This is a genomic window from Cryobacterium sp. TMB3-10 (genome assembly GCF_004402305.1).
Lineage (GTDB): Bacteria > Actinomycetota > Actinomycetes > Actinomycetales > Microbacteriaceae > Cryobacterium > Cryobacterium zongtaii.
Map to the genome: position 1 here is coordinate 35184 of NZ_SOGH01000004.1, position 20519 is coordinate 55702.

General features: G+C 68.2%; 19 protein-coding genes. 8 read left to right on the plus strand and 11 right to left on the minus strand.

The genetic code is table 11. The features are described from left to right. Positions 1-81 precede the first annotated feature (81 nt). On the minus strand, positions 82-972 hold the full coding sequence (locus E3T22_RS01820) for a D-hexose-6-phosphate mutarotase (RefSeq protein WP_166788990.1): 891 nt from the start codon (positions 970-972) through the stop codon (positions 82-84). A 159-nt stretch (positions 973-1131) separates the two neighbouring features. Here E3T22_RS01820 and pepE point away from each other — a divergent pair, with 159 nt between their 5' ends. Continuing rightward, positions 1132-1899 (plus strand): dipeptidase PepE, encoded by a 768-nt coding sequence (gene pepE / locus E3T22_RS01825; protein ID WP_134480971.1) that lies wholly within the window; start codon positions 1132-1134, stop codon positions 1897-1899. Here pepE and E3T22_RS01830 read toward each other — a convergent pair. From E3T22_RS01830 to kdpF, 7 genes are all read right to left on the minus strand, one after another. After that, the gene (locus E3T22_RS01830; RefSeq protein ID WP_166789249.1) at positions 1838-3130 is read right to left on the minus strand and encodes an EAL domain-containing protein; all 1293 of its coding nucleotides are present in this window, start codon (positions 3128-3130) and stop codon (positions 1838-1840) included. The two genes, pepE and E3T22_RS01830, sit on opposite strands and share 62 nt — an antisense overlap. 104 nt (positions 3131-3234) lie before the next feature. Further along, complete coding sequence (locus E3T22_RS01835) at positions 3235-3936, minus strand: response regulator (protein ID WP_103460188.1); 702 nt, start codon at positions 3934-3936, stop codon at positions 3235-3237. Next, the gene (locus E3T22_RS01840; RefSeq protein WP_134480969.1) at positions 3933-6470 is read right to left on the minus strand and encodes an ATP-binding protein; all 2538 of its coding nucleotides are present in this window, start codon (positions 6468-6470) and stop codon (positions 3933-3935) included. Before E3T22_RS01840 ends, E3T22_RS01835 begins: the two co-directional genes overlap by 4 nt. Before the next feature lie 8 nt (positions 6471-6478). Continuing rightward, the gene (gene kdpC / locus E3T22_RS01845) at positions 6479-7111 is read right to left on the minus strand and encodes a potassium-transporting ATPase subunit KdpC (protein WP_134480968.1); all 633 of its coding nucleotides are present in this window, start codon (positions 7109-7111) and stop codon (positions 6479-6481) included. A gap of 49 nt (positions 7112-7160) precedes the next feature. After that, the gene (gene kdpB / locus E3T22_RS01850) at positions 7161-9344 is read right to left on the minus strand and encodes a potassium-transporting ATPase subunit KdpB (RefSeq protein WP_134480967.1); all 2184 of its coding nucleotides are present in this window, start codon (positions 9342-9344) and stop codon (positions 7161-7163) included. Positions 9345-9347: 3 nt separating this feature from the next. Then, positions 9348-11021 (minus strand): potassium-transporting ATPase subunit KdpA, encoded by a 1674-nt coding sequence (kdpA, locus tag E3T22_RS01855; protein ID WP_134480966.1) that lies wholly within the window; start codon positions 11019-11021, stop codon positions 9348-9350. Next, positions 11021-11110 (minus strand): K(+)-transporting ATPase subunit F, encoded by a 90-nt coding sequence (gene kdpF, locus E3T22_RS01860; protein WP_103430925.1) that lies wholly within the window; start codon positions 11108-11110, stop codon positions 11021-11023. Before kdpF ends, kdpA begins: the two co-directional genes overlap by 1 nt. A gap of 300 nt (positions 11111-11410) precedes the next feature. Here kdpF and E3T22_RS01870 point away from each other — a divergent pair, with 300 nt between their 5' ends. Further along, complete coding sequence (locus E3T22_RS01870; protein WP_134480965.1) at positions 11411-11797, plus strand: hypothetical protein; 387 nt, start codon at positions 11411-11413, stop codon at positions 11795-11797. A gap of 223 nt (positions 11798-12020) precedes the next feature. On the opposite strand, the gene E3T22_RS01875 is transcribed toward E3T22_RS01870, so the two are convergent. Beyond that, positions 12021-12530, minus strand: a complete 510-nt coding sequence (locus E3T22_RS01875; protein ID WP_088457704.1) for a septum formation family protein — start codon at positions 12528-12530, stop codon at positions 12021-12023. A gap of 340 nt (positions 12531-12870) precedes the next feature. Between E3T22_RS01875 and E3T22_RS01880 the strand changes: the two genes are divergently transcribed. The 3 genes from E3T22_RS01880 (at position 12871) to E3T22_RS01890 (ending at position 15387) form a co-directional block, all read left to right on the plus strand. Then, positions 12871-13365 (plus strand): Dps family protein, encoded by a 495-nt coding sequence (locus E3T22_RS01880; RefSeq protein WP_088457703.1) that lies wholly within the window; start codon positions 12871-12873, stop codon positions 13363-13365. Between the two features lie 202 nt (positions 13366-13567). Then, positions 13568-14023, plus strand: coding sequence for an SRPBCC family protein (locus E3T22_RS01885; RefSeq protein ID WP_088458170.1), 456 nt, complete (start codon positions 13568-13570; stop codon positions 14021-14023). 125 nt (positions 14024-14148) lie between these two features. Then, a complete protein-coding gene (locus tag E3T22_RS01890; RefSeq protein ID WP_240632305.1) occupies positions 14149-15387 on the plus strand; it encodes an LCP family protein in 1239 nt (412 codons plus the stop codon). A 4-nt stretch (positions 15388-15391) separates the two neighbouring features. Here the strand turns inward: E3T22_RS01890 and kduI are convergent, their stop codons facing one another. Continuing rightward, entirely contained in the window at positions 15392-16222 is an 831-nt protein-coding gene (gene kduI, locus E3T22_RS01895) for a 5-dehydro-4-deoxy-D-glucuronate isomerase (RefSeq protein WP_088457701.1), read from the minus strand. 430 nt (positions 16223-16652) lie between these two features. On the opposite strand from kduI, the gene E3T22_RS01900 reads away from it, so the two are divergent. From E3T22_RS01900 to E3T22_RS01910, 3 genes are all read left to right on the plus strand, one after another. Further along, on the plus strand, positions 16653-18113 hold the full coding sequence (locus E3T22_RS01900) for a glycoside-pentoside-hexuronide (GPH):cation symporter (protein ID WP_088457700.1): 1461 nt from the start codon (positions 16653-16655) through the stop codon (positions 18111-18113). Between the two features lie 79 nt (positions 18114-18192). Further along, entirely contained in the window at positions 18193-18924 is a 732-nt protein-coding gene (locus tag E3T22_RS01905; protein ID WP_088457699.1) for a fumarylacetoacetate hydrolase family protein, read from the plus strand. A 56-nt stretch (positions 18925-18980) separates the two neighbouring features. Continuing rightward, positions 18981-19214 carry a tautomerase family protein gene (locus tag E3T22_RS01910; RefSeq protein ID WP_103460201.1) on the plus strand — a complete coding sequence of 78 codons (234 nt, stop codon included), beginning with the start codon at positions 18981-18983 and terminating at the stop codon, positions 19212-19214. 70 nt (positions 19215-19284) lie between these two features. On the opposite strand, the gene aztD is transcribed toward E3T22_RS01910, so the two are convergent. Then, positions 19285-20514, minus strand: coding sequence for a zinc metallochaperone AztD (gene aztD, locus E3T22_RS01915; RefSeq protein WP_134480964.1), 1230 nt, complete (start codon positions 20512-20514; stop codon positions 19285-19287). Between the last annotated feature and the right edge of the window lie 5 nt (positions 20515-20519).

Here is a 20519-nt window from a genome sequence, read left to right on the forward strand (position 1 = left end):
GGCGCCTACCCCGCATACTGCAGGCGGGCCGGGCCGGGCCGGGCCGAGCCGGGCCGAGTCGCGCCGCATCCGCCGCCCGGCTCAGGCCACCGAGTACCGCACGCTCATCTCGTGGCCGGCACCCGGCGCCAGGGTGATCGCGTTGTCGCGGATGTTGCAGGTCTCCACGCACACCATGCCGGTGTACTCGTTGTCGCCGAAGTCGGCCATCGCGGCGGCCTTGTCGATCCACGGGTTCCACACGACGGTGCTCGCCGAGCCCTGCTTCGTGATGGTGATCTGCCGGCCGGTTGCGGTATCCGTCACCGTCGTGGCGGCCGTGCTGTCCAGGTAGATCCGGTCGGTTTCGGCATCGAAGCGCACCGGCTCGCTCTCGGCGGGGCGCGGGCCGGTGAGGCGGTCGGTGAACGGGGCGCCCTCCAGACCCGACACCTCGGTCTGGCGGATGTCGGCGACGGCGAGGTAGGTGTGCAGGGCCTCCTCGTAGCTCAGCTGCGCCGTGTCGAGGTTGGTGACCTGCAGCGAGAGCGCCAGCTGGGCACCGACGGTGACCGTGTAACGCGCCTCGAACCGGTGTGGCCAGGCCGACGCCCGGGTGGCCTCCGTGTCGGTGAGCACAAAGACCAGCACCACGTCATCGCCGGCTTCGCGCGCCTCGGCGAGCCGCCAGTCGGCCAGTCGGGCGAACCCGTGCGACGGGGCAGTGGCATCCGTGGGGTGCGCACCGAACCAGGGGAAGCAGATCGGTACCCCGCCGCGTAGCGGCACCCCCGGCGCGTATTCGCTCTGCTCGCTCATCCAGATCACCGGGCTGCCGCCGGTGGGCGCCCAGGCGCTCACATGTGCGCCGCGGAGGTAGATCTCGGCGGTGCCGGCGCGGGCGAACACGCGGGCCACGGCGAGGCCGCCCTGACCCATCCCCAGTTCGACGGATGACGGCAGTTCGGGCAGTTGCGAGTCGATGGCAGACATGATGACCTCCGTGGTCGATGGGCGTGATCCCATCCTAGGAACCTGGACCTCTTTGGGCCCCTTGCGGAGGAAGGTAGGATCACCTTTCGAGCGACGGAATGGGCCGTATCGGGTCTCACGACGGGCGCGCCGGAGAATCATCCCGATCGGAAGGATCCCATGCAACTGCTCCTCCTCGCCAACTGCACCAGCCCCGGCCACGGTTACCTCGAGCACGCGCTGCCCGAGATCCTCGCCTTCCTGAACGGGGTGACCGAGATCACCTTCGTGCCCTTCGCCGGCGGTGACCACGAAGCGTACACGGCGACCGTGCGGGCCGCATTCGAGCCGCACGGCATCGGGGTGCGCAGCCTGCACGAGGCCGCCGACCCTGTCGCCGCTGTCGCGTCAGCGCAGGCGCTCTTCGTCGGCGGCGGCAACACCTTCCGCCTGCTCGCCGCCCTGCAGCGACTCGGACTGATACCGGTCATCCGCGCGCGGGTGCAGAACGGTCTGCCCTACCTGGGATCCAGCGCCGGCGCCACCATCACCGCGCCCAGCATCCGCACCACCAACGACATGCCCATCGTGCAGCCGGAGTCGTTCGAGGCGCTCGGCCTGGTGCCGTTCCAGATCAACCCGCACTACGTGGACGCCGACCTGGTCGGGGCCCACGCCGGAGACTCCCGGGAAACCCGCCTGACCGAGTTCCTCGACGAGAACGACGTGCCGGTGCTGGGCCTGCGCGAGGGCACCCACCTCAGTGTGACGTCGACCCTCGCCTGCGCCCTCGCCGTGGTCGGCGGCGGCCCGGCCGGCCTGCTCTCCACCGAGCCGGGCATCGTGTTCGAACGAGGACGCGCGCCGCACAACGTCGCCGGCGACGTCAGCCCGCTGTTGGTGCGGCGCCCCCGGTACGACCGCCCGCTGGCGACGGCGGTGAGCTGAGCCGGCTGATCAGGGTGAGGGCGGCGGCGGTGGCGAGGTCACGGTCGTGGGTCAGCACGAACTCGTACGCGCCCTCGCCGTGGTTGTCGGGATCGACCTCGCGGGCGGCCAGGACGGCGGCGAAATCCGCGGTGAGCACCACGATGTCCCACTCGTCGAGCAACGGGTCGGTCGGGTCGATCTGGGCCACGCGGATGCCGTTGGTCCCGTCGAGGCCGGCATCCCCGGCGACGTAGACCGCCACCAAGCCGGCCGTCCCGGCGAGTGTCTCGTAGCGTCGCCGGGTGGCGGGGGTGAGGTTGGGGTGGTGCTGGAACGTCGAGAGCACCACGGCCGAGTCGCCGCTGGCCAGTGCCCGCGATTCCAGGAAGATACTCATCTGCACCAGCAACGCCCGGTTGGACGACCGGGAGGTGCGCAGCGGAGCCACCACACTGTACGGGGTGCCGCTGGTCGGCAGCGACGCCGAGGGGTCACCGGGGAAGCTGATCCCGGCGAGTGCGGCGGCGTTCGGGACCTCGGCCACCGGGCGGCCGAAGAGCCAGCCCTGCCCGTAGGTGGCTCCGAGCGCGCGAGCGGTCACCCGGTGTTCCTCGGTCTCGATGCCCTCGGCAAGCACCACGGCCCCGGTGCGTTCGGCGTGCGCGGCGACGGCGCTCATCACCCGGGCGGCGTCCTGGTCGGGGCGCTCACGGATGAGCGCCATGTCGAGCTTGATCAGGTCGGGCGCCAGCAGCGGCAGCAGGGCGAGCGAGGCCGGATCGGCGCCGAGGTCGTCCACGGCGATGCGGTAACCCATCGCCCGGGCCCGGTCGATGGCGTAGAACAGTCCGGCCGGGTCGTTCATCAGTGCGCGTTCGGTGACCTCGAGCACAGCGGGCGCCGGCGGATGCGGTGCAGTGGTGAGGTCGGCACGGCGCAGCGATCCCGGCTCCACATTGACGAAGAGCGTGTGCGGAGTGGTGAAGCCCTGTTCGGTGGCGGTGTGCACGCTCGACAGCCAGCAGGCCAGGTCGAGATCGCCGACCCGGCCCAGCTCGTGGGCGCGGTCGAAGAGCGCGGCCGGATTGTGGAACACGGTGTCGACAGGACCCCGGCTGAGGGCCTCATAGGCGACGACGGTGCCGGAGTCGAGCTCGACAATGGGTTGGAACCTGCTGCTGATCAGCCTGTCGGCGAGAATCTCGCTAAACAGGGCGTCGGACTCGCGCTCGCTCGTCGTCGTGCCCACAGCGCCCCCCATCAGCGCCGGGGCGCATCGTTCTGGCAGTCTACCGACGCGCTGAGCCCCAGGCGCCCTGACCCGCAGATCGCCGCCGCCGGCATCCGCTCGGCTCAGGCGGGTGGCGGCGCGTCGGGCGCGAAACGGTAGCCCATACCGGCCTCGGTGAGCAGGTAGCGGGGCCGGGATGGGTCGGGCTCGAGCTTCTTCCGCAGCTGGGCGAGGTAGAGCCGCAGGTAGCCGGTGTCGGTCATCTTGTGCTGGCCCCAGACCTCGGCGTAGAGCGCCTGCCGGCTCACCAGTTTGCCCGGTGTGCGCAGCAACAGTTCGAGGATCTGCCACTCGGTGGGGGTCAGCCGCACGTGTTCCGGCCCGGCGGCCGTGGCTCTCGTGATGGTCTTGGCCGGCAGGTCCACCGTGATGTCACCGAAGGTGACCACCGGTTCGTCGCCGCTGGTGGGCATCCGGCGGGTGAGGGCCCGGATGCGCGCCAGCAGCTCGTCGATCGAGAACGGCTTGGTGACGTAGTCGTCGGCGCCCCGGTCCAGGGCCTCCACTTTGTCGGAGGCACCGCTGCGGCCGCTCACCACCAGGATCGGCACGCTGTTCCAGGCGCGGACAGAGTCGATCACAGCGAGCCCGTCGAGGTTGGGCATGCCGAGGTCGAGCATCACCAGATCGGGGTGCTGCTCCACGATCGCGGCCAGCGCGGTACGACCGTCGTGTGCGGTGACGATCTCGTAACCGCGGGCGCCGAGAGTGATGCGCAGGGCCCGCAGGATCTGCGGGTCATCGTCGGCGATCAGGATCTTCATGGGCTGACCTCGTTGCTGGCCGGGACTGCGGTGGACGTGACGGCCGGCAGGGTGATCACCATGGTGAGCCCGCCGCCGGGGGTGTCATCGGCTTCGAGGGTGCCGCCCATGCCCTCGACGAATCCCTTAGACAGGGCCAGGCCGAGACCCAGGCCGGTGGCGTTGTCGGTGTCACCGAGCCGCTGGAACGGCACGAACACGTCGCCCCGCCGGTCGGCCGGGATGCCGGGTCCCTGGTCCATGATGCGCAACTGCACGGTGTCGGCGAACCGGCTGGCCGACACCCTGGCGGGTGTGCCGGCCGGCGAGAAGCGGATGGCATTGGTGAGCAGGTTCACCACCGCGCGTTGCAGCAGGCCGGGGTCTGCGAGCACCGGAGCGGTCTCGACCGGCAGGTCCAGCTGCACGGTGTCCGGCCCGAGGCCGAGCTCGTCGAGGGCCGGCAGCACCACGTCGGCGAGGTCGACGGGCCCCAGCGACACGGCCAGCGCCCCGGCCTGCAACCGGCTCACGTCGAGCAGGTTGGTCACCAGCGAGGCGAGGGTGTCCAGGCTTTCGCCGGCCGTGGCGAGAAGCTCGGTGCGGTCGCTGTCGGTGAGGGTGATGTCGGTGGCCCTGAGCCCGCTGATGGCCGTGGTCGCGGCGGCGAGGGGCCGGCGCAAGTCGTGACCGACGGCGGCGAGCAGGGCGCTGCGCATCCGGTCGGCCTCTTCGAGCGGGCCGAGTTCGCTGGCCGTCTGGGCGAGATCGCGGTGCTCGAGGGCTGCATCGATCTGGCTCGCGATCACGCTGAGCAGCCGGCGTTCGGATGCGGCGAGGTCGGGTCCGGAGAGCTCCAGGGTGGCCCGGCTGCCGATGGGCACCATCGTGGCCGGGGGTGCCGGAACGTCCGAAGCGCCCGGCGCCGCCGCATCCGCCGCGCTCGCCTCGACCAGCACCGCGCCGCCGGCGAGCAGCCGCACTCTGTCGAGGCCGAACGCCTCCCGGGTGCGGGTGACCAACGCCTGCAGGGCGTCCTCCCCGCGCAGCACACTGCCGGCCACGGTGGCCAGCAGCTCGGATTCGGCCGCCGCCCGTCGGGCCGTACGGGTGCGCCGGGCCGCCTGGTCGACGACGCAACTCACCAGCAGGGCGTTGACGAGGTACAGCGAGAGGGCGAAGAGGTGCAGCGGTTCGGCCACGGTGACCGTGTACAGCGGTTGCACCAGGAAGTAGTCCAGGGTGAGGCCGGACAGCAGGGCCGCGAACAGGGCCGGCCAGAGCCCGCCGACAAGCGCGACGACCACCACGAGCAGCTGGTAGCTGAGCACGTCGCTGGTGATCGACTCCTCGCTGCGGAAACTGACCAGCAGCCAGGTCAGCAGCGGCCCGCCGATCAGGGCCAGGGCGAAGCCGGCCAGGCGCCGCCGCACGGTGAGCGACCCGCCGAGCCTGGGCAGCACGAACTTCCCGCCGGCCGCGGAGTGGGTGACGATGTGCACGTCGATATCGCCCGATTCGCGGGTGATGGTGCTGCCGATGCCCGGCCCGGACAGCGCCGCGGTGAGCCGGTTGCGCCGGCTCACGCCGATCACGAGCTGGGTGGCATTGGCGGCGCGGGCGAACTCCACCAGCGCCCGGGGGATGTCGTCGCCGACGACCTGGTGGTAACTGCCGCCGAGCTCCTCCACCAGCGCCCGCTGTGTCGCGAGCGCGCCCGGATGCGCCGCGGCCAGGCCGTCCTGGCTGATCACGTGCGCGGCGACGAGCTCACCGCCGGCCGAGCGGGCCGCGATGCGGGCGCCCCGGCGGATGAGGGTGTCGCCCTCCGGCCCCCCGGTGAGCGCAACGACCACGCGTTCGCGGGCCTCCCACTTGGTCGAGATACCGTGCTCTGCCCGGTAGCTCTGCAGGGCGGTGTCGACCTCGTCGGCCAGCCAGAGCAGCGCCAGCTCACGCAGGGCGGTGAGGTTGCCGAGCCGGAAATAGTTCGACAGGGCCGCGTCGATGCGGGCCGCCGGGTACACATTGCCCTCGGCGAGCCTGTCGCGCAGCGCCTGCGGGGCCAGGTCGACGACCTCCACCTGGTCGGCGGCGCGCAGCACCGCATCCGGCAGGGTTTCGCGCTGCGGCACCCCGGTGATCTGCTGCACCACGTCGTTGAGCGATTCGATGTGCTGGATGTTGACGGTCGAGATCACGTCGATGCCCGCCGCCAGCATCGCCTCCACGTCCAGGTAACGTTTGGGGTTGACCGAGCCGGGCGCGTTGGTGTGCGCGAGCTCGTCGACCAGGGCGATCTCGGGCCGGCGGGCGAGCACGGCCGCCAGGTCGAGTTCGCTCAGCTGGATTCCGCGGTGCTGCACGAGCATCCGCGGCACCACCTCGAGTCCCTCAGCCAGGAGCGCGGTGGCCGCGCGGCCGTGGGTTTCCACGATCGCCACGACCACGTCCCCGCCCTCGCCCTGCAGTCGGCGGCCTTCTTCGAGCATGCTGTAGGTCTTGCCGACGCCGGGGGCGGCGCCGAGCAGCACGCGCAATCGACCGCGTTTCATGGGTTACCTCACCTACCGGAATCGAGCGTTGCGAGCTCGAGGTTCAAGTTGAGCACATTCACGGTCGGTTCGCCGAGATAGCCGAGGTCACGGCCCTGTTCGACGGCTTCGACCAGGGCGCGCACCTCGGCCTCCGGCAGGTCGCGGGCCGCCGCGACCCTGGGCACCTGCAGCAGGGCGTAGGCCGGGCTGATGTGCGGGTCCAGGCCGGACGCGGACGCGGTGACGGCATCCGCGGGGATCTCGTCGGCCGGCACCCCGTCGAGGTCTTCGATGGCGGCCTGCCGGTCGCCGATCGCCTGGATCAGGTCGGGGTTCTCCGGCCCCCAGTTGCTGCCGCTGGAGGCGCTCGCGTCGTAGCCGTCTCCGGCCGCGGACGGGCGGGACTGGAACCACTCGGGCAGGGCCGCGCCGTCGGCATCCGTGAAGGACTGCCCGATCAGGCTGGAGCCGACCACGGGTGACCCGTCGCCGGCCGAGACGAGCGAGCCGTTGGCCTGCCCGGGCACGCCCAGCCGGCCGACCAGGGTGATGCTCAGCGGGTAGGCCACGCCGAGCACGACCGTGAAGACGAGCATGGCCCGCAGGGCCACCCAGTAGGGCCGGGCCAGGGGGCCGGTGCGGGGGCGGGAGGCGCTCATGAGGTGATCCGTTTCGGTTGGTATGGCAATGAGAACAGGAGCATGGTGATCAGAAACCCGGCAGCAGCGACACGACGAGGTCGATCAGCTTGATGCCCACGAACGGGGCGATCACACCGCCGAGTCCGTAGATCAGCAGGTTGCGGCCGAGAACGCTCGACGCGCTCGCCGCCCGGTACGTCACGCCGCGGAGCGCCAGCGGGATCAGCACGACGATGATGATCGCGTTGAAGATGATCGCCGACAGGATCGCCGAGGCCGGTGAACTCAGCTGCATGATGTTGAGCACAGCCAGGCCCGGGAACACCCCGGTGAACATGGCCGGGATGATCGCGAAGTACTTGGCGAGGTCGTTGGCGATCGAGAAGGTGGTCAGCGCCCCGCGGGTGATCAGCAACTGCTTGCCGATCCGCACGATGTCGATCAGTTTGGTGGGGTCAGAGTCGAGGTCGACCATGTTGCCGGCCTCCTTCGCGGCGGAGGTGCCGGTGTTCATCGCCACCCCCACGTCGGCCTGAGCCAGCGCGGGCGCGTCGTTGGTGCCGTCGCCGGTCATCGCCACGAGGTTGCCGCCCTCCTGCTCCCGGCGGATCAGGGCGAGCTTGTCCTCCGGGGTGGCCTCGGCGAGGAAGTCGTCGACGCCGGCCTCGGCCGCGATGGTGGTGGCGGTGAGGGCGTTGTCGCCGGTGACCATGACGGTGCGGATGCCCATCGAGCGAAGCTCCGCGAAGCGCTCCTTGATGCCCTCCTTGACGATGTCCTTGAGGTAGATCACGCCGAGCACGGTGCGCTCGCCGGACACTGCGGCGGTTTCTGATGCGCCGGTGGCGACCACGAGCGGGGTGCCGCCCAGCCGGGAAATGCGCTCCACCTCGAGGGTCAGCTCGGCTCTCACGTTCTCCGGCACCGGGCCGGCCTCGCCCACCCAGGCCAGCACGGCGGAGCCGGCGCCCTTACGGATCTGCCCGCCACCAGCGCCGTCGCCGGCGCCGATGACAGCGAGGTCGATGCCGCTCATGCGGGTCTGCGCGGTGAACGGCACGATGTCGCCGGCCAGGCTCTCCGGCCGGTGGAAGCCCCGTTCGGCGGCGAGGTCCACGATCGACTTGCCCTCCGGGGTGGGGTCGCTCAGCGAGGAGAGCGCGGCGGCCCGCACCAGCTCGGCCTCGGTCACGCCGGTCAACGGCGCGAACTCGCGGGCCTGCCGGTTGCCGTAGGTGATGGTGCCGGTCTTGTCGAGCAGCAGGATGGTGACGTCGCCGGCCGCTTCGACGGCCCGGCCCGACATGGCCAGGACGTTCCGCTGCACGAGCCGGTCCATGCCGGCGATGCCGATCGCCGAGAGCAGGGCGCCGATGGTGGTGGGAATCAGGCAGACCAGCAGGGCGATGAGCACGGGCAGGCTCACGGTGGCGGCGGAGTAGCTCGCGATCGGATTGAGGGTGAGCACCACGACCAGGAACACGATGGACAGACTGGCCAGCAGGATGTTCAGCGCCATCTCGTTGGGGGTCTTCTGCCGGGCCGCACCCTCGACGAGGGCGATCATGCGGTCGACGAAGGTCTCGCCGGGCTTGCTGGTGATGCGCACCACGATCCGGTCGGAGAGCACTCGGGTGCCGCCGGTGACGGCGCTGCGGTCGCCGCCGGATTCCCGCACCACGGGGGCGGATTCGCCGGTGATCGCGGATTCGTCGATGGAGGCGATGCCCCAGACGATGTCGCCGTCGCCGGGCACGAGTTCACCCGCGGTGACGATTACGGTGTCGCCGAGGCCGAGGTCGGCCGAGGAGACCGTCTGCACCCTGGCACCCTCGGCGCCGGGGTTGGTGTCGGGCTGGTAGTCGAGCACCTGGGTGGCGTTTGTGCTGGTGCGGGTCTGCCGCAGACTGTCGGCCTGGGCCTTGCCGCGGCCCTCGGCCACGGACTCGGCCAGGTTGGCGAAGATCACGGTGAGCCAGAGCCAGAAGGCGATGCCCACGGTGAACGAACCGGGCACGGCGGAGCCGCCGGAGTCGCCCGGGCCGCCGAGGAACGGTTCGGCCACCGCGAGAACGGTGGTGAGCACCGCGCCGATCTCGACGATGAACATCACCGGGTTCCGCCACATCAGGCGCGGATCGAGCTTTCGCACCGCGCCGGGCAGCGCGGCCACGAGCTGGCCGGAGCTGATCGCCTTCTTCGGTGCCGGCTTGTGCGACGGCTGAGTGGGGGTGTCTATGAGAGTGGTCATGGCTTACTGCAGCCCTTCCGCCAGGGGACCCAGCGCGAGTACGGGGAAATAGGTGAGAGCGGTGATGATGATCGTCACGCCGAGGAGCAGGCCCACGAACAGGGGCCGGTTGGTGGGCAGGGTGCCCGCGGTGGCCGGCACCCGATCCTGCGCGGCGAACGAGCCGGCCAGGGCCAGCACGAACACCATCGGCAGGAACCGGCCGAGCAGCATGGCCACGCCCAGCGCGGTGTTGAACCAGGGCGTGTTCGCGGTGAGGCCGGCGAACGCGGAGCCGTTGTTATTGGCCGCAGAGGTGAAGGCGTAGAGCACCTCGGAGAGCCCGTGCAGGCCGGGATTCCAGATCGACGTGGCCTCCACATCCGCTCGCACGGCGGGGATCGCAAAGGACAGCGCGGTGCCGGCGAGTACCAGGGTCGGCGTGATCAGGATGTACAGGCTGGCCAGTTTGATCTCCCGCGGGCCGATCTTCTTGCCCAGGTACTCCGGGGTGCGCCCCACGAGCAGGCCGGCCACGAACACCGCGATCACGGCGAGGATGAGCATGCCGTAGAGGCCGGAGCCGGTGCCGCCGGGGGCGACCTCGCCGAGCATCATGTTGAGCATCGGCATCATGCCGCCGAGCGCCGTGTATGAGTCGTGCATCGAGTTGACCGCACCCGTGGAGGTGAGGGTCGTCGAGGTGGCGAACAGGGTGGAACCGAGAATGCCGAATCGGGTCTCCTTGCCCTCCATCGCACCCCCGGCCAGCCCGGGGGCGGTGCCGGCGCCGTTCAGTTCGAACAGGGTGAGGGCGGTGAGCGAGACCACGAAGATCGTGGCCATGGTGGCCAGGATGGTGTAGCCCTGCTTCTTGTCGCCCACCATGGTGCCGAAGGTGCGCGGCAGGCTGAACGGGATGGCGAGCATCAGCACGATCTCGAACAGGTTGGTGAAGCCGTTCGGGTTCTCGAACGGATGCGCCGAGTTGGCGTTGAAGAAGCCACCGCCGTTGGTGCCGAGCTCCTTGATCGCCTCCTGGGAGGCCACCGGGCCGCCGGGGATCGACTGGGTGGCCCCGGTCAGTGTCGTGACATCGGTGAATCCGGTGAGGTTCTGGATGACGCCGCCGAAAAGCAGCACGATTGCGCCGATCACCGCCAGCGGCAGCAGCAGCCGCAGCACCCCGCGGGTGAGGTCCACCCAGAAGTTGCCGATGGTGCCCGAGCGGCGCAGCATCAGGCCCCGCACCAGGGCGATCGCCACGGCCAGGCCCACGGCGGAGGAGACGAAGTTCTGCACCGCCAGGCCGGCCAGCTGCACGGTGTAGCCCAGGGTGACGTCGGGGGAGTAGGACTGCCAGTTGGTGTTGGTCACGAACGACACCGCGGTGTTGAACGAGAGGCCTTCCGGCACCGCGTCGAAGCCCAGCGAATAGGGCAGCACGGCCTGGGCGCGCTGGAGCGCGTAGACGAACAGCATTCCCACCAGCGAGAACGCGAGCACTCCGCGCAGGTACGCCGACCAGGTCTGCTGGCCGCGCGCATCCACCCCGATCAGCCGGTAGAAACCGCGCTCGACGGCGAGATCCTTGTGTGAGGTGTAGATGGTGGCCATGTAGTCGCCGAGCGGGCGGTGCAGCACCACGAGAACGGCCACGAGGGTGAGGGCCTGCAGGATGCCCAGCCAGAGAGCCATTAGAACCGCTCCGGTTTCACGAGGGCGAAGACCAGGTAGCCGATGGCGCCCACAGCGAGTACGGCGGCCACGATGTCGAACACGATCACAGTTTCGCCACCCCCCAGGCCACAAGGCCGATCAGTGCGAACACGGCGATCACGCCGAGCACGTAGACAAGGTCGAGCATGCGATTCTCTCCATCCGTAGGCCGCCGGTGTACCGGTCGGCATCCGTGCTCCGCACGAGCACGAACCGAGTAAACACCCGTGCCGTGCCGCCCCACGGTTTCCTAACGAACCCCTAACGCCCGGCCTGCATCCGGCCGACACCGGCCGGTTTGCGCGGCCCGGCCTCGTCCTGACCGTTCACCCGACGCCGGCCCGGCATCGGGCATAACTCCTGATGGATTGCCCCGGCCGGGCCGTGCAGGCCGTTCGATCGCCGCGTCCGCGTACGACGGGATGCTGCCCGACGAGGCGATCACGACGCCCGCGCCGGTAGATGAGGAGGCCAACCTGCTGGAACCGTTCCCCACCGCGGGTTGGCTCGATGGCGGCGACCAGTTCGCGATCGTCCTGAGTGGCAGCTCGAGCTGCCCCAGCTGCCCGGTGTCGATGGTCGTCGACGACAATCGCACCCTGAGCATCGAGATCGGGCAGGGCGACGGCCCGGCCTGCACGGCCGACCTGAAGCTGCGCACTCACGTGCTCACGACACCGGCCGGGCTGGACCCGACCGGGGAGATCACCATCCGCTGCAGCGAGTCGGAAACCGCGGTTCTCCCCGCGCTCTGAGCCCCTGCCTGGCGGGCGGAAGCGCCCGGGCGTAAAAAAGCCCCGGCACCGCTCACGCTTTGGGGGAAAGGGAGCTGGCACCGGGGCCAATCGTTGGAGTGGGGGAACTCCAGGTGTAACCGTACGCCCTGTGGGCTGAATGTGCGATGCACGCCGCCTTAGAGTTTTCTATGTGCCGGCCGTGGGCGGCACTGCTCCGGCGGTGTTCCCCGGTCGGGTGGGGCTAAATGCCGGTGCCGGCGAGTGAGCCGGTGGTCTTGTTCTCAGCCATGGCGAGGCAGAGAATTTCTCGGTCTCCGCTGTCCCAGCTGCCCTCGCTGGGGGAGAGGTAGTTGAAGTCCAGGGTGGATTCTTCGTAGGACTTGCCGATAAAGGTGGCGAACTCGGCGACACAGCGTTCCTCCGCGATCTGGGCGAGGGCCTCGTCACCGGGGAAGGCGCCATCCTCGCTCACGTCGAAGGCGAAGTAGGCCTCGTAGTCATGGGCATCCGCACACGGAATGGCCGTGACGCTCTCGACCGCGTCGGCGTCCTGGTCATTGAAGCAGTCGCCGACCGCCAGCGAGAAGACATCGGCCTCACCGGCCTCGCTGATCTCCTGAGTCTCGGCATCCCGTGCCGCTTGCTGGGGAAACAGGTCGCTGATCGCGGTGCACCCGGAGAGGGTCAGCGCGCCGACCGAGAAAGCGGCGATGAGCAAACCGGTGCGCAGGCGTGCGGTGGTGCGGGACATAGTGGTGCCTTTCAACCGATGCTGGGGTCCAGAGCGCAGGGCGGTGTGCGCACACAGTCAGAAAATGCCACCCGATGCACGAACCCCAAGAAAATTGGCACTGGTGGCGCCTCCATCTTGGCCGACGCCGAAACACCAGCGCAAGCCACACCCGCGTCGCTCACTCGCAGGAATCGCCGAAGGTGTAGCCGCAAAAGCCCCGAAAACCCAGGCCGGAACCGAGGGTGTCCTGAGTCGCGGTTTTGTCGGCGACCGCTGCTAGTGTGTGCTCTCAGAACAGGCGGGGCATCGGCCGACCATTCGGCCGAAATCCATTCCCGCCGGTGACGAAGGGAATTCCATGAAGGCATCCGCAGAACTCGGCAGCAACCTGCAGTCGGTCCTGGTCGACCTGATCGAACTGCACGTCCAGGGCAAGCAGGCGCACTGGAGCGTCGTGGGAAAGAACTTCCGCGACCTGCACCTGCAGCTCGACGAGATCATCGACGACGCCCGAATCTTCACCGATGAGCTGGCCGAGCGGATGCGCGCCCTCGACGCCCTGCCCGACGGCCGCACGGAAACCGTCACCAAGACCACGCACCTGCCCAAGTTCCCCGCCGGCGAGGTCGACACCACCGAAACCGTGGGCCTGGTCACGGCGCTGCTCACCGCTACCGTCGACAACATCCGTGAAATTCACGAGGCTGTCGATGAAGAAGACCCGGCCAGCGCCGATATCCTGAACGGCTTCATTCTGAAGCTCGAGCAGTATATCTGGATGGTCAGCGCGGAGGACCGGAAGCCCCGGAAGCCCACCGCGAAGGACTCGACCCGCCCGGTCGGCAAGGCGTAAATTGCCTCCGGCGGCCGGATTCGGCTAAGAATTCGGCCGCCGCCGTGACGAATGGGCGCGTGAATGCGTCATAGGTAAGACGAACACATCGCACTACCCAGTCCGCCCACCCGGCTGTGACCCGTCCGCCAGACCTGATCGGCGAGACTGAGTCGTGATCGGTAAGACGGGGCGCCCGCTCAAGGAATAGAGGATGAATCCCGTGACCCAGGTAATCGAGACAATCGACGTAGACGTTCCCGTGCGGACCGCGTACAACCAGTGGACCCAGTTCGAGTCTTTCCCGCACTTCCTCGACTTCGTCGAGAGCATCACGCAACAGGACGACACCCACACGCACTGGAAGGTGAAGATCGGTGGAGCCGAACGTGAGTTCGATGCTGAGATCACCGAGCAGCACCCCGACGAGCGCGTCGCCTGGAAGAGCATCTCCGGTGACGAGAAGCACGCCGGCGTGGTCACCTTCCACCGACTGAGCGACACGACGTCCAGGGTCACCGTGCAGCTGGACTGGGAGGCCGCAGGCTTCCTCGAGAAGGTCGGTGCCGTGTTCGGCGTCGACGACCACGTGATCCGCAAGGACCTCAAGCAGTTCAAGACCTTCGTGGAGAACCCGGCCAACCAGGCCGGCGGCTGGCGCGGAGACGTTTCCGTCTGACCCACCCGCGGTTCGCTCCATCGTCGACCCTCTGGCCGCGGTTCCCCCGCCAGACTATGCTCCGTGCGAGAGGCCTAGCATCAAGCTAGATTCCGTCTCGAGCCGTGCAACGGATGGGCCGACCGGTGACCGAACTGCAGCACACGACGGGCATTGCCCGGCATGGACGACTGAAGAGGTCCCACGCCGTGACGGGGGTGCTGAGCGCGGTGGCCCTGGGCCTGGCCGTGCTCCTCGTCAGCGGCGGGGCCGTCACGGCGTTCGCGCTCTGGCAGTTCCGCAGTGCGGTGGTCGCCAATTCGATCGACATCGACGGACCCGCCGCCGACGCCGATCCGGCCCCGGGGATCGGCAGCTACGAGAACGGTTTCAACCTGCTCATCGTCGGTGTCGACAACGACTCGGCCCAGGGCGCGACGTACGGCGTGCGGGAGACCACCCTCAACGACGTGAACATCCTGGTGCACGTGTCAGCGGACCACAGCACCGCCGTGGTCGTGAGCATCCCCAGAGATCTCGTGGTGGCGCATCCCGAATGTATCGATAGCGCCACCGGCGCGGTGGTCGGCGAACTGGCCGCCGCCCCGGTGAACGAGGCGATGGGCCGCGGCGGTCTGCCCTGCGTGGTCAGCACCGTGGAAGAACTCACCGGGCTGGAGATCCCCTATGCGGGACTGACCTCATTCGCCGGTGTGGTTCGGCTCAGCGATGCCGTCGGCGGCGTGCCGATCTGCCTGTCCGAACCCGTCGACGACCCGAAGGCCGGCCTCTCCCTGCCCGCCGGCACCAGTGTCGTGTCCGGCGATACCGCCCTGGCCTTCCTGCGCAGCCGTTACGGCGTCGGCGACGGCAGCGACCTGGCCCGTATCTCGTCGCAGCAGCTGTACCTGGCCTCGCTCATGCGCACGGTGCGGGGCGACGGCACCTTGACCGATCTGCCCAGGCTGTACGCCCTGGCCAATGCGGCGGCCGGCAATATCAGTCTCTCCACGAGCCTCGCCCACACCGACACCATGGTGTCGATGGCGCTGGCGTTGGCGGACATCGACCTGGACAGGCTGGTCTTCGTGCAGTATCCGGGCACCACGGAGGATCCGGCCTTCCCCGGCAAGGTGGTTCCGCTGCAGGGCCTCGCCGACACGATGTTCGCCAAGATCGCCGCCGACGAGCCGTTCACCCTCGGTGCGGCCCCGCCCACCGACGAACCGCTCGTCCTCGGACCGCCGGCCGAGACCCCAGAGGCCCCCGGCGAAACGGATGCCGCGGCGCCGCCCGCGACACCGACACCGACCCCCGTGGCGTTGGACGGTCTCACCGGGCGCACGGCCGACGACGAGTCCTGCGCAGAGGTGAACGGCGGCTGAGCGACTACCTCAGTTCGGCCGGCTGCACGTGGTCCATGTCGTCGAAGGCCTTGTTCTCGCCTGCCATCGCCCAGACGAATGAGTAACTGCCGGTGCCGAATCCGCTGTGCAGTGACCAGCTCGGGGAGATGATCGCCTCGTTGTTGGCCACGACCAGGTGACGGCTTTCGGTCGGTTCGCCCATCAGGTGGATCACGCGGTGCTCCGGAGCGAGGTCGAAGTACAGGTAGCACTCGGTGCGACGGTCGTGGGTGTGGGCCGGCATGGTGTTCCACATGCTGCCGGTGCTCAGCACCGTGACGCCCATCACAACCTGGCAGCTCTGCACGCCATTGGCGTGGATGTACTGGTTGATGGTGCGCTCGTTGGAGGTGGTGGCGTCGCCCAGCTCGCGCACGGTGCCCTGGCCCTTGCCGACCAGCGTGGTCGGGTACGCGGTGTGGGCGGTGGCGGAGAACAGGTAGAACGCGGCCGGTGCGGCCCCGTCGGCGCTGGCGAAGACCACATCCCTCACTCCGCGCCCGATATAGAGGCACGCTCCCGGCTCGAGGTCGTAGGCGATGCCGTCGACCGAGATGGTGCCGGCGCCGCCGACGTTGACGATGCCCGCCTCGCGGTTTTCGAAGAACGTGTCAGTGCGGAGCACGTCGTATCTTCCGAGCGTGATCGGGCCGGTCACCGGGCGGGCGCCGCCGAGCACGATGCGATCTTCGTGGGTGTAGGTGGCGCGGAACTCGTCATCGGCGAAGAGGTCGTCGACGAGGTAGTTCTCGCGCAGGGCCGCGGTATCGAAACTGCGGATTTGGGCGGGATTGGTGGAATGACGCAACTGCATTGTTTTTCTCATTTCCTCTGGAGGTGTGGGTCATCTGCTGGCGGATGCCGCGGCAGACCCTGACGTTCCGTCTCGCGGAACAACCTACCAGTAATTAACCGGGGAGCGGAACTCTTTTTGCGAAAATAGGACTTTAGTCCCGTTTAGATCGGGCGTGGCACACTTACTCTAAGTCTGTACCACGGCCATGCGTTCCGCCCAGCGGAATCCGCTTCTTGGCACTGAAGCTCAACGAGGAGGAACCAGTGAACGCGCACGCATCCACGCCCACCTCGCCGGCGCTCGGCGCCCGCACCAGCTTCGGCTGACCACGTCCTCCCTGCTGCCCCGGCCACGCCGGCGGCCGCGCCTGGAACCCTTCCGGCCTGCCGCTCACGGCAACGTCGCCCGCACTACCCACTGATTGCAACGGAAAGAGTGATAGCGCCCCATGAGTATCCAAGACAACATTGACGTCGTCCCGGACGCAGCGCCCGTCGTCACAGCCGATGAGGCTGAAGGAACCCTGACCGGGAAGGAGAAGGTCGCCTACGGCGTCGGTGACCTCGGTAACGGGTTCATGTTCGACCTCGGCCAGGTCTACCTGACCAAGTTCTGGATCGACACGGCCGGCATCGGCCCGGCAGTGGTGGCGCTGATCTTTGTTCTGGTCAAGCTCTTCGACGCCGTGATGGACACTGTCGCGGCGCTCTTCATCGACGGCCGCAAGGTCGGCAAGCGCGGCAAGTTCCGCCCGGTCATGATGGTCTCCGCCTGCATCCTCGCCGTGATGACCGTGGTCACTTTCACCATGCCCGACGTGGCGATGGGCTGGAAGATCGCCTTCGCCGCCGGTTCCTACGCCATCTGGGGCGCTACTTTCTCCTTCGCCAACGGACCGTACGGTTCACTCGCCTCGGTGATGACCCGCAACATCAAGGAACGCGCCCAGCTCGCCACCTCCCGCCAGGCCGGTTCGCTCGGCGCCCAGTGGATCTGCGGCATCGCCTTCATCCCGATCATGATGATGCTCGGTGGCATGACCTCCCGGAACTACATGTGGGCCGCCGTCGTCATGGCCGTGCTCGGCATCATCTGCTTCTGGATCTGCTACAAGGGCACCAAGGAACACGTCGTCGTGAACCGGGAAGCCAATAAAGAGAAGACCAGCCTCAAGGACTACGGCCGCGCCGTGCTCACCAACCGCCCGCTGCTCGGTCTCGTGCTGATGAGCCTGTTCACCATCTCCTCGATGAACGTGAACAACATGATGATGATCTTCTTCGCCGAGTTCAACCTGGGCAACATCGCCCTGATGGCCGTGCTCAACTTCGTCATGATCGGTGCCTCCATTGTGGGCATCATGTTCATCCCCAAGCTGGTCGTGCGCTTCGGCAAGAAGCGCACCGTCATGGTGAGCTTCGCCGTCGCGGTTGTCGCCAACGGTTTGAACTTCATCCTCCCGACCAACCTGTGGACGTTCATGATCCTCGTCACCATCGGGTACGTCGCACTGTCGATCCCGAACGGCATCACCTGGGCCTTCGTCTCCGACACCATCGACTACGGCGAGTGGCACACCGGCGTGCGCCGCGAAGGCATGACCTACGCCGCCTTCAGCTTCTCGCGCAAGGTCTCGCAGTCCCTCGCCGCACTGGTGGGAGCCGGCATGCTGGCCGTCTCGGGCTATGTCGCCCAGGCCACCAGCCAGTCGGAGGAGACACTGCTCGGCATCAAGGCCGTGATGACGCTGTACCCGGCGGTCGCTCTCACCATCGCCGCCGTCATCGTCTACTTCGTCTACAACGTGAGCGATGACAAGTACCGTCGCATCGCCAAGGACCTGAACGAGGGTCGTTGGGAACACGGCATCATCGGCGAGAGCACCCGCGCCACGCTCGCCACGAAGTAACCCAGCACCCATAGGAGGGGCGCCGTGTGCACGCACGGCGCCCTGTTCGTCTTTTCACTCCTCTTTCGGAAAGCAGCTCATGCGCATCGCCAGGCTTGACACTCCCACCGGCCCCCGTCACGCAGTCGCCCTGGGTGACCGCTGGCACGTGATCGCCAGCCCATTCGCCGCGCCCCTGGTCTACACCGGGGACTCGATCCCGGCCGACGAAGCTGTGCTCCTCGCATCCGTCGACCCGCGCGTGGTGGTCGGCATCGGCCACAACCAGCCGGGCCACCCCCTGCCCATGCAGGCCTGGCACAAGTCGGTGCACTCCGTCGCCGGCTCCGGCGACGACATCTACGCGGTGCGCGACGTGGGCACCGTGAACATCGAGGGCGAGCTCGCCGTCGTGATCGGCACCTCGGCCACGAACCTCACTCTCGAGAATGCCTTCGAGGCCGTACTCGGCTACACGGTGGCCAATGACGTCACCAACGTGGATCAGTGCCCGATCGACCAGCGCAACTTTCAGGGCAAGAGCGGCAAGAACTACACCCCGCTCGGCCCGTGGATCGAAACCGAACTGGCCGACCCGGAGAACGTCGCCACCGAGGTGGTCATCAACGGAGCCGTCGTGGCCAACTCGGGCTCGTTCAACCTACCCTCCTCGGTCGCTGCCACTCTCGTCTACGTGACGAAGTGGCTCACCCTCGAGCCCGGCGACGTGGTGCTCACCGGAGCCCCCGGCACCGACCTCCCCGTGCAACCGGGCGACACCGTCGACATCACCCTCGCCGGCATCGGCACCCTGAGCAACACCATCGCCTGAGCCAAAAAACCCAACTTGCCTGCCGATTCAGCGGGCGACAACAATAAGGAGCACACATGCCCAATATCACCGTTCAACTACTCGCGGGCCGCGACATCAACCAGCGCCGGGCTTTTGTTCAAGACGTCACAAACAGTGCCGTTCTGACCCTGGGCGCACGTCGCGACGACGTCCGGATCGTTTTCGAGGAGATCACGCCGGACATCGTCGCGAACGGTGGAGTCTTCGCCAGCGAAGACGAAAGCCGCGCAGAGGTCGTCAGTCGTTTCGTCCCCGAGGCCAGCTCGTAGCAACACCCGCCGGCGACGAGTCCTGCGCTCAGGCCTACAACGGCTGAGCGGACCCGCCGCCACGAGATCGCTAGCCGGTGACGACCGCGATCTCGTTCGGCGTGGTCGGCAGCTCCACAGAGGTGACGACCTTTCCGGTGGTGAGGTCGACGGCGTGCAGCGAGTTCGTGGCCGGTTCGGTCACGTAAGCGGTGCTGCCGATCACGACGAGCGCCGGGTGGGCATCCTGCCACTCGACAGGGCTCTCCCAGGCACCGATCACCGGGAAGGAATCGCCGAGCTCGCCGGTCTCGGGGTCAAGCACGTAGAGCGAGCCGTCCGAGGCCAGGATCAGGGCCTCGTCGTTCGGGCCGCGGGAAACGCCCCGCCAGGTGTATTCCACGCCGGTTGGCAGGTCGATCACCGTGGAGGTCTTGGCCACGGTGTCCACGAGCACCAGCTCGCTCAGCAGGTAGCCCTCGGAGTCGGGGTCGGAGTTGTAGTCACCCACGGCAATGGTGGAGGTCTCGGAAACGTACATATTGCCGGTGCGGCCGTAGGCGTCCGGCGCCGCGATCTTGGTGATCTTGCCGTCGTCGTAGACCAGCACGCCGTCGCTGCAGCCGAACACGGCCACCTCGTTCGCGGCCGCGCCTTCGCCGTGTACCGAGGGGCACTCGGCGTTGCGGGCGGTCTCCTCCCGGTCGGCGTTCAGCACGCGGATGCCGGTGCGAGCCTCCGAGGTGCCGACCGTGCTGAGCAGGGTGCCGTCTTCAAGCTCGATGGACACGCCGTGGTGCGCGGCTTCGGCGGGAATGACCTCGGTGGCCGGCAGTTTGTCGGGGGCTTCGAGCAACGCTGTGGTCTCGAAGATCGTGGTGTCGCCGGTGCCGTCGGCGTAGAGGATGGTCTTGTCGCCGTGCCTGACCACATGCCCGGCGGCCGGAGCCTCGAAGACCAGGTCGGTGAGCGCGGGGTCCGCGGTCTGAGCATCGCCGGAGGAATCGGTCCAGGTGCCGGTGTCGAGCACCCGGAAACCGTCGGCGGTGGTGACCAGAACGTGCCGGCCGTCCCCGGCGGTGTTCAGTCTGTTGAACCCGGCCAGGGGCAGGTCGGCTTCGAGGTCCAGGGTGTCGCCGTCGAGCACGTAGAGCCCGCCATCGTAGGTGAGGGCGACCCGGGGCTGTGCGGCGGTCGTGGTGGTGTCGGTGGCCGAGCCGGAGTCGCGCGGGGCGGCATCCGTGGAGGCGCAGGCGGACAGGAGGATGGCCGAGGCGGCGATGACGGCTGCGAAGGCCGTGCTGCGGTGCTGTGTTCTCATGTTTT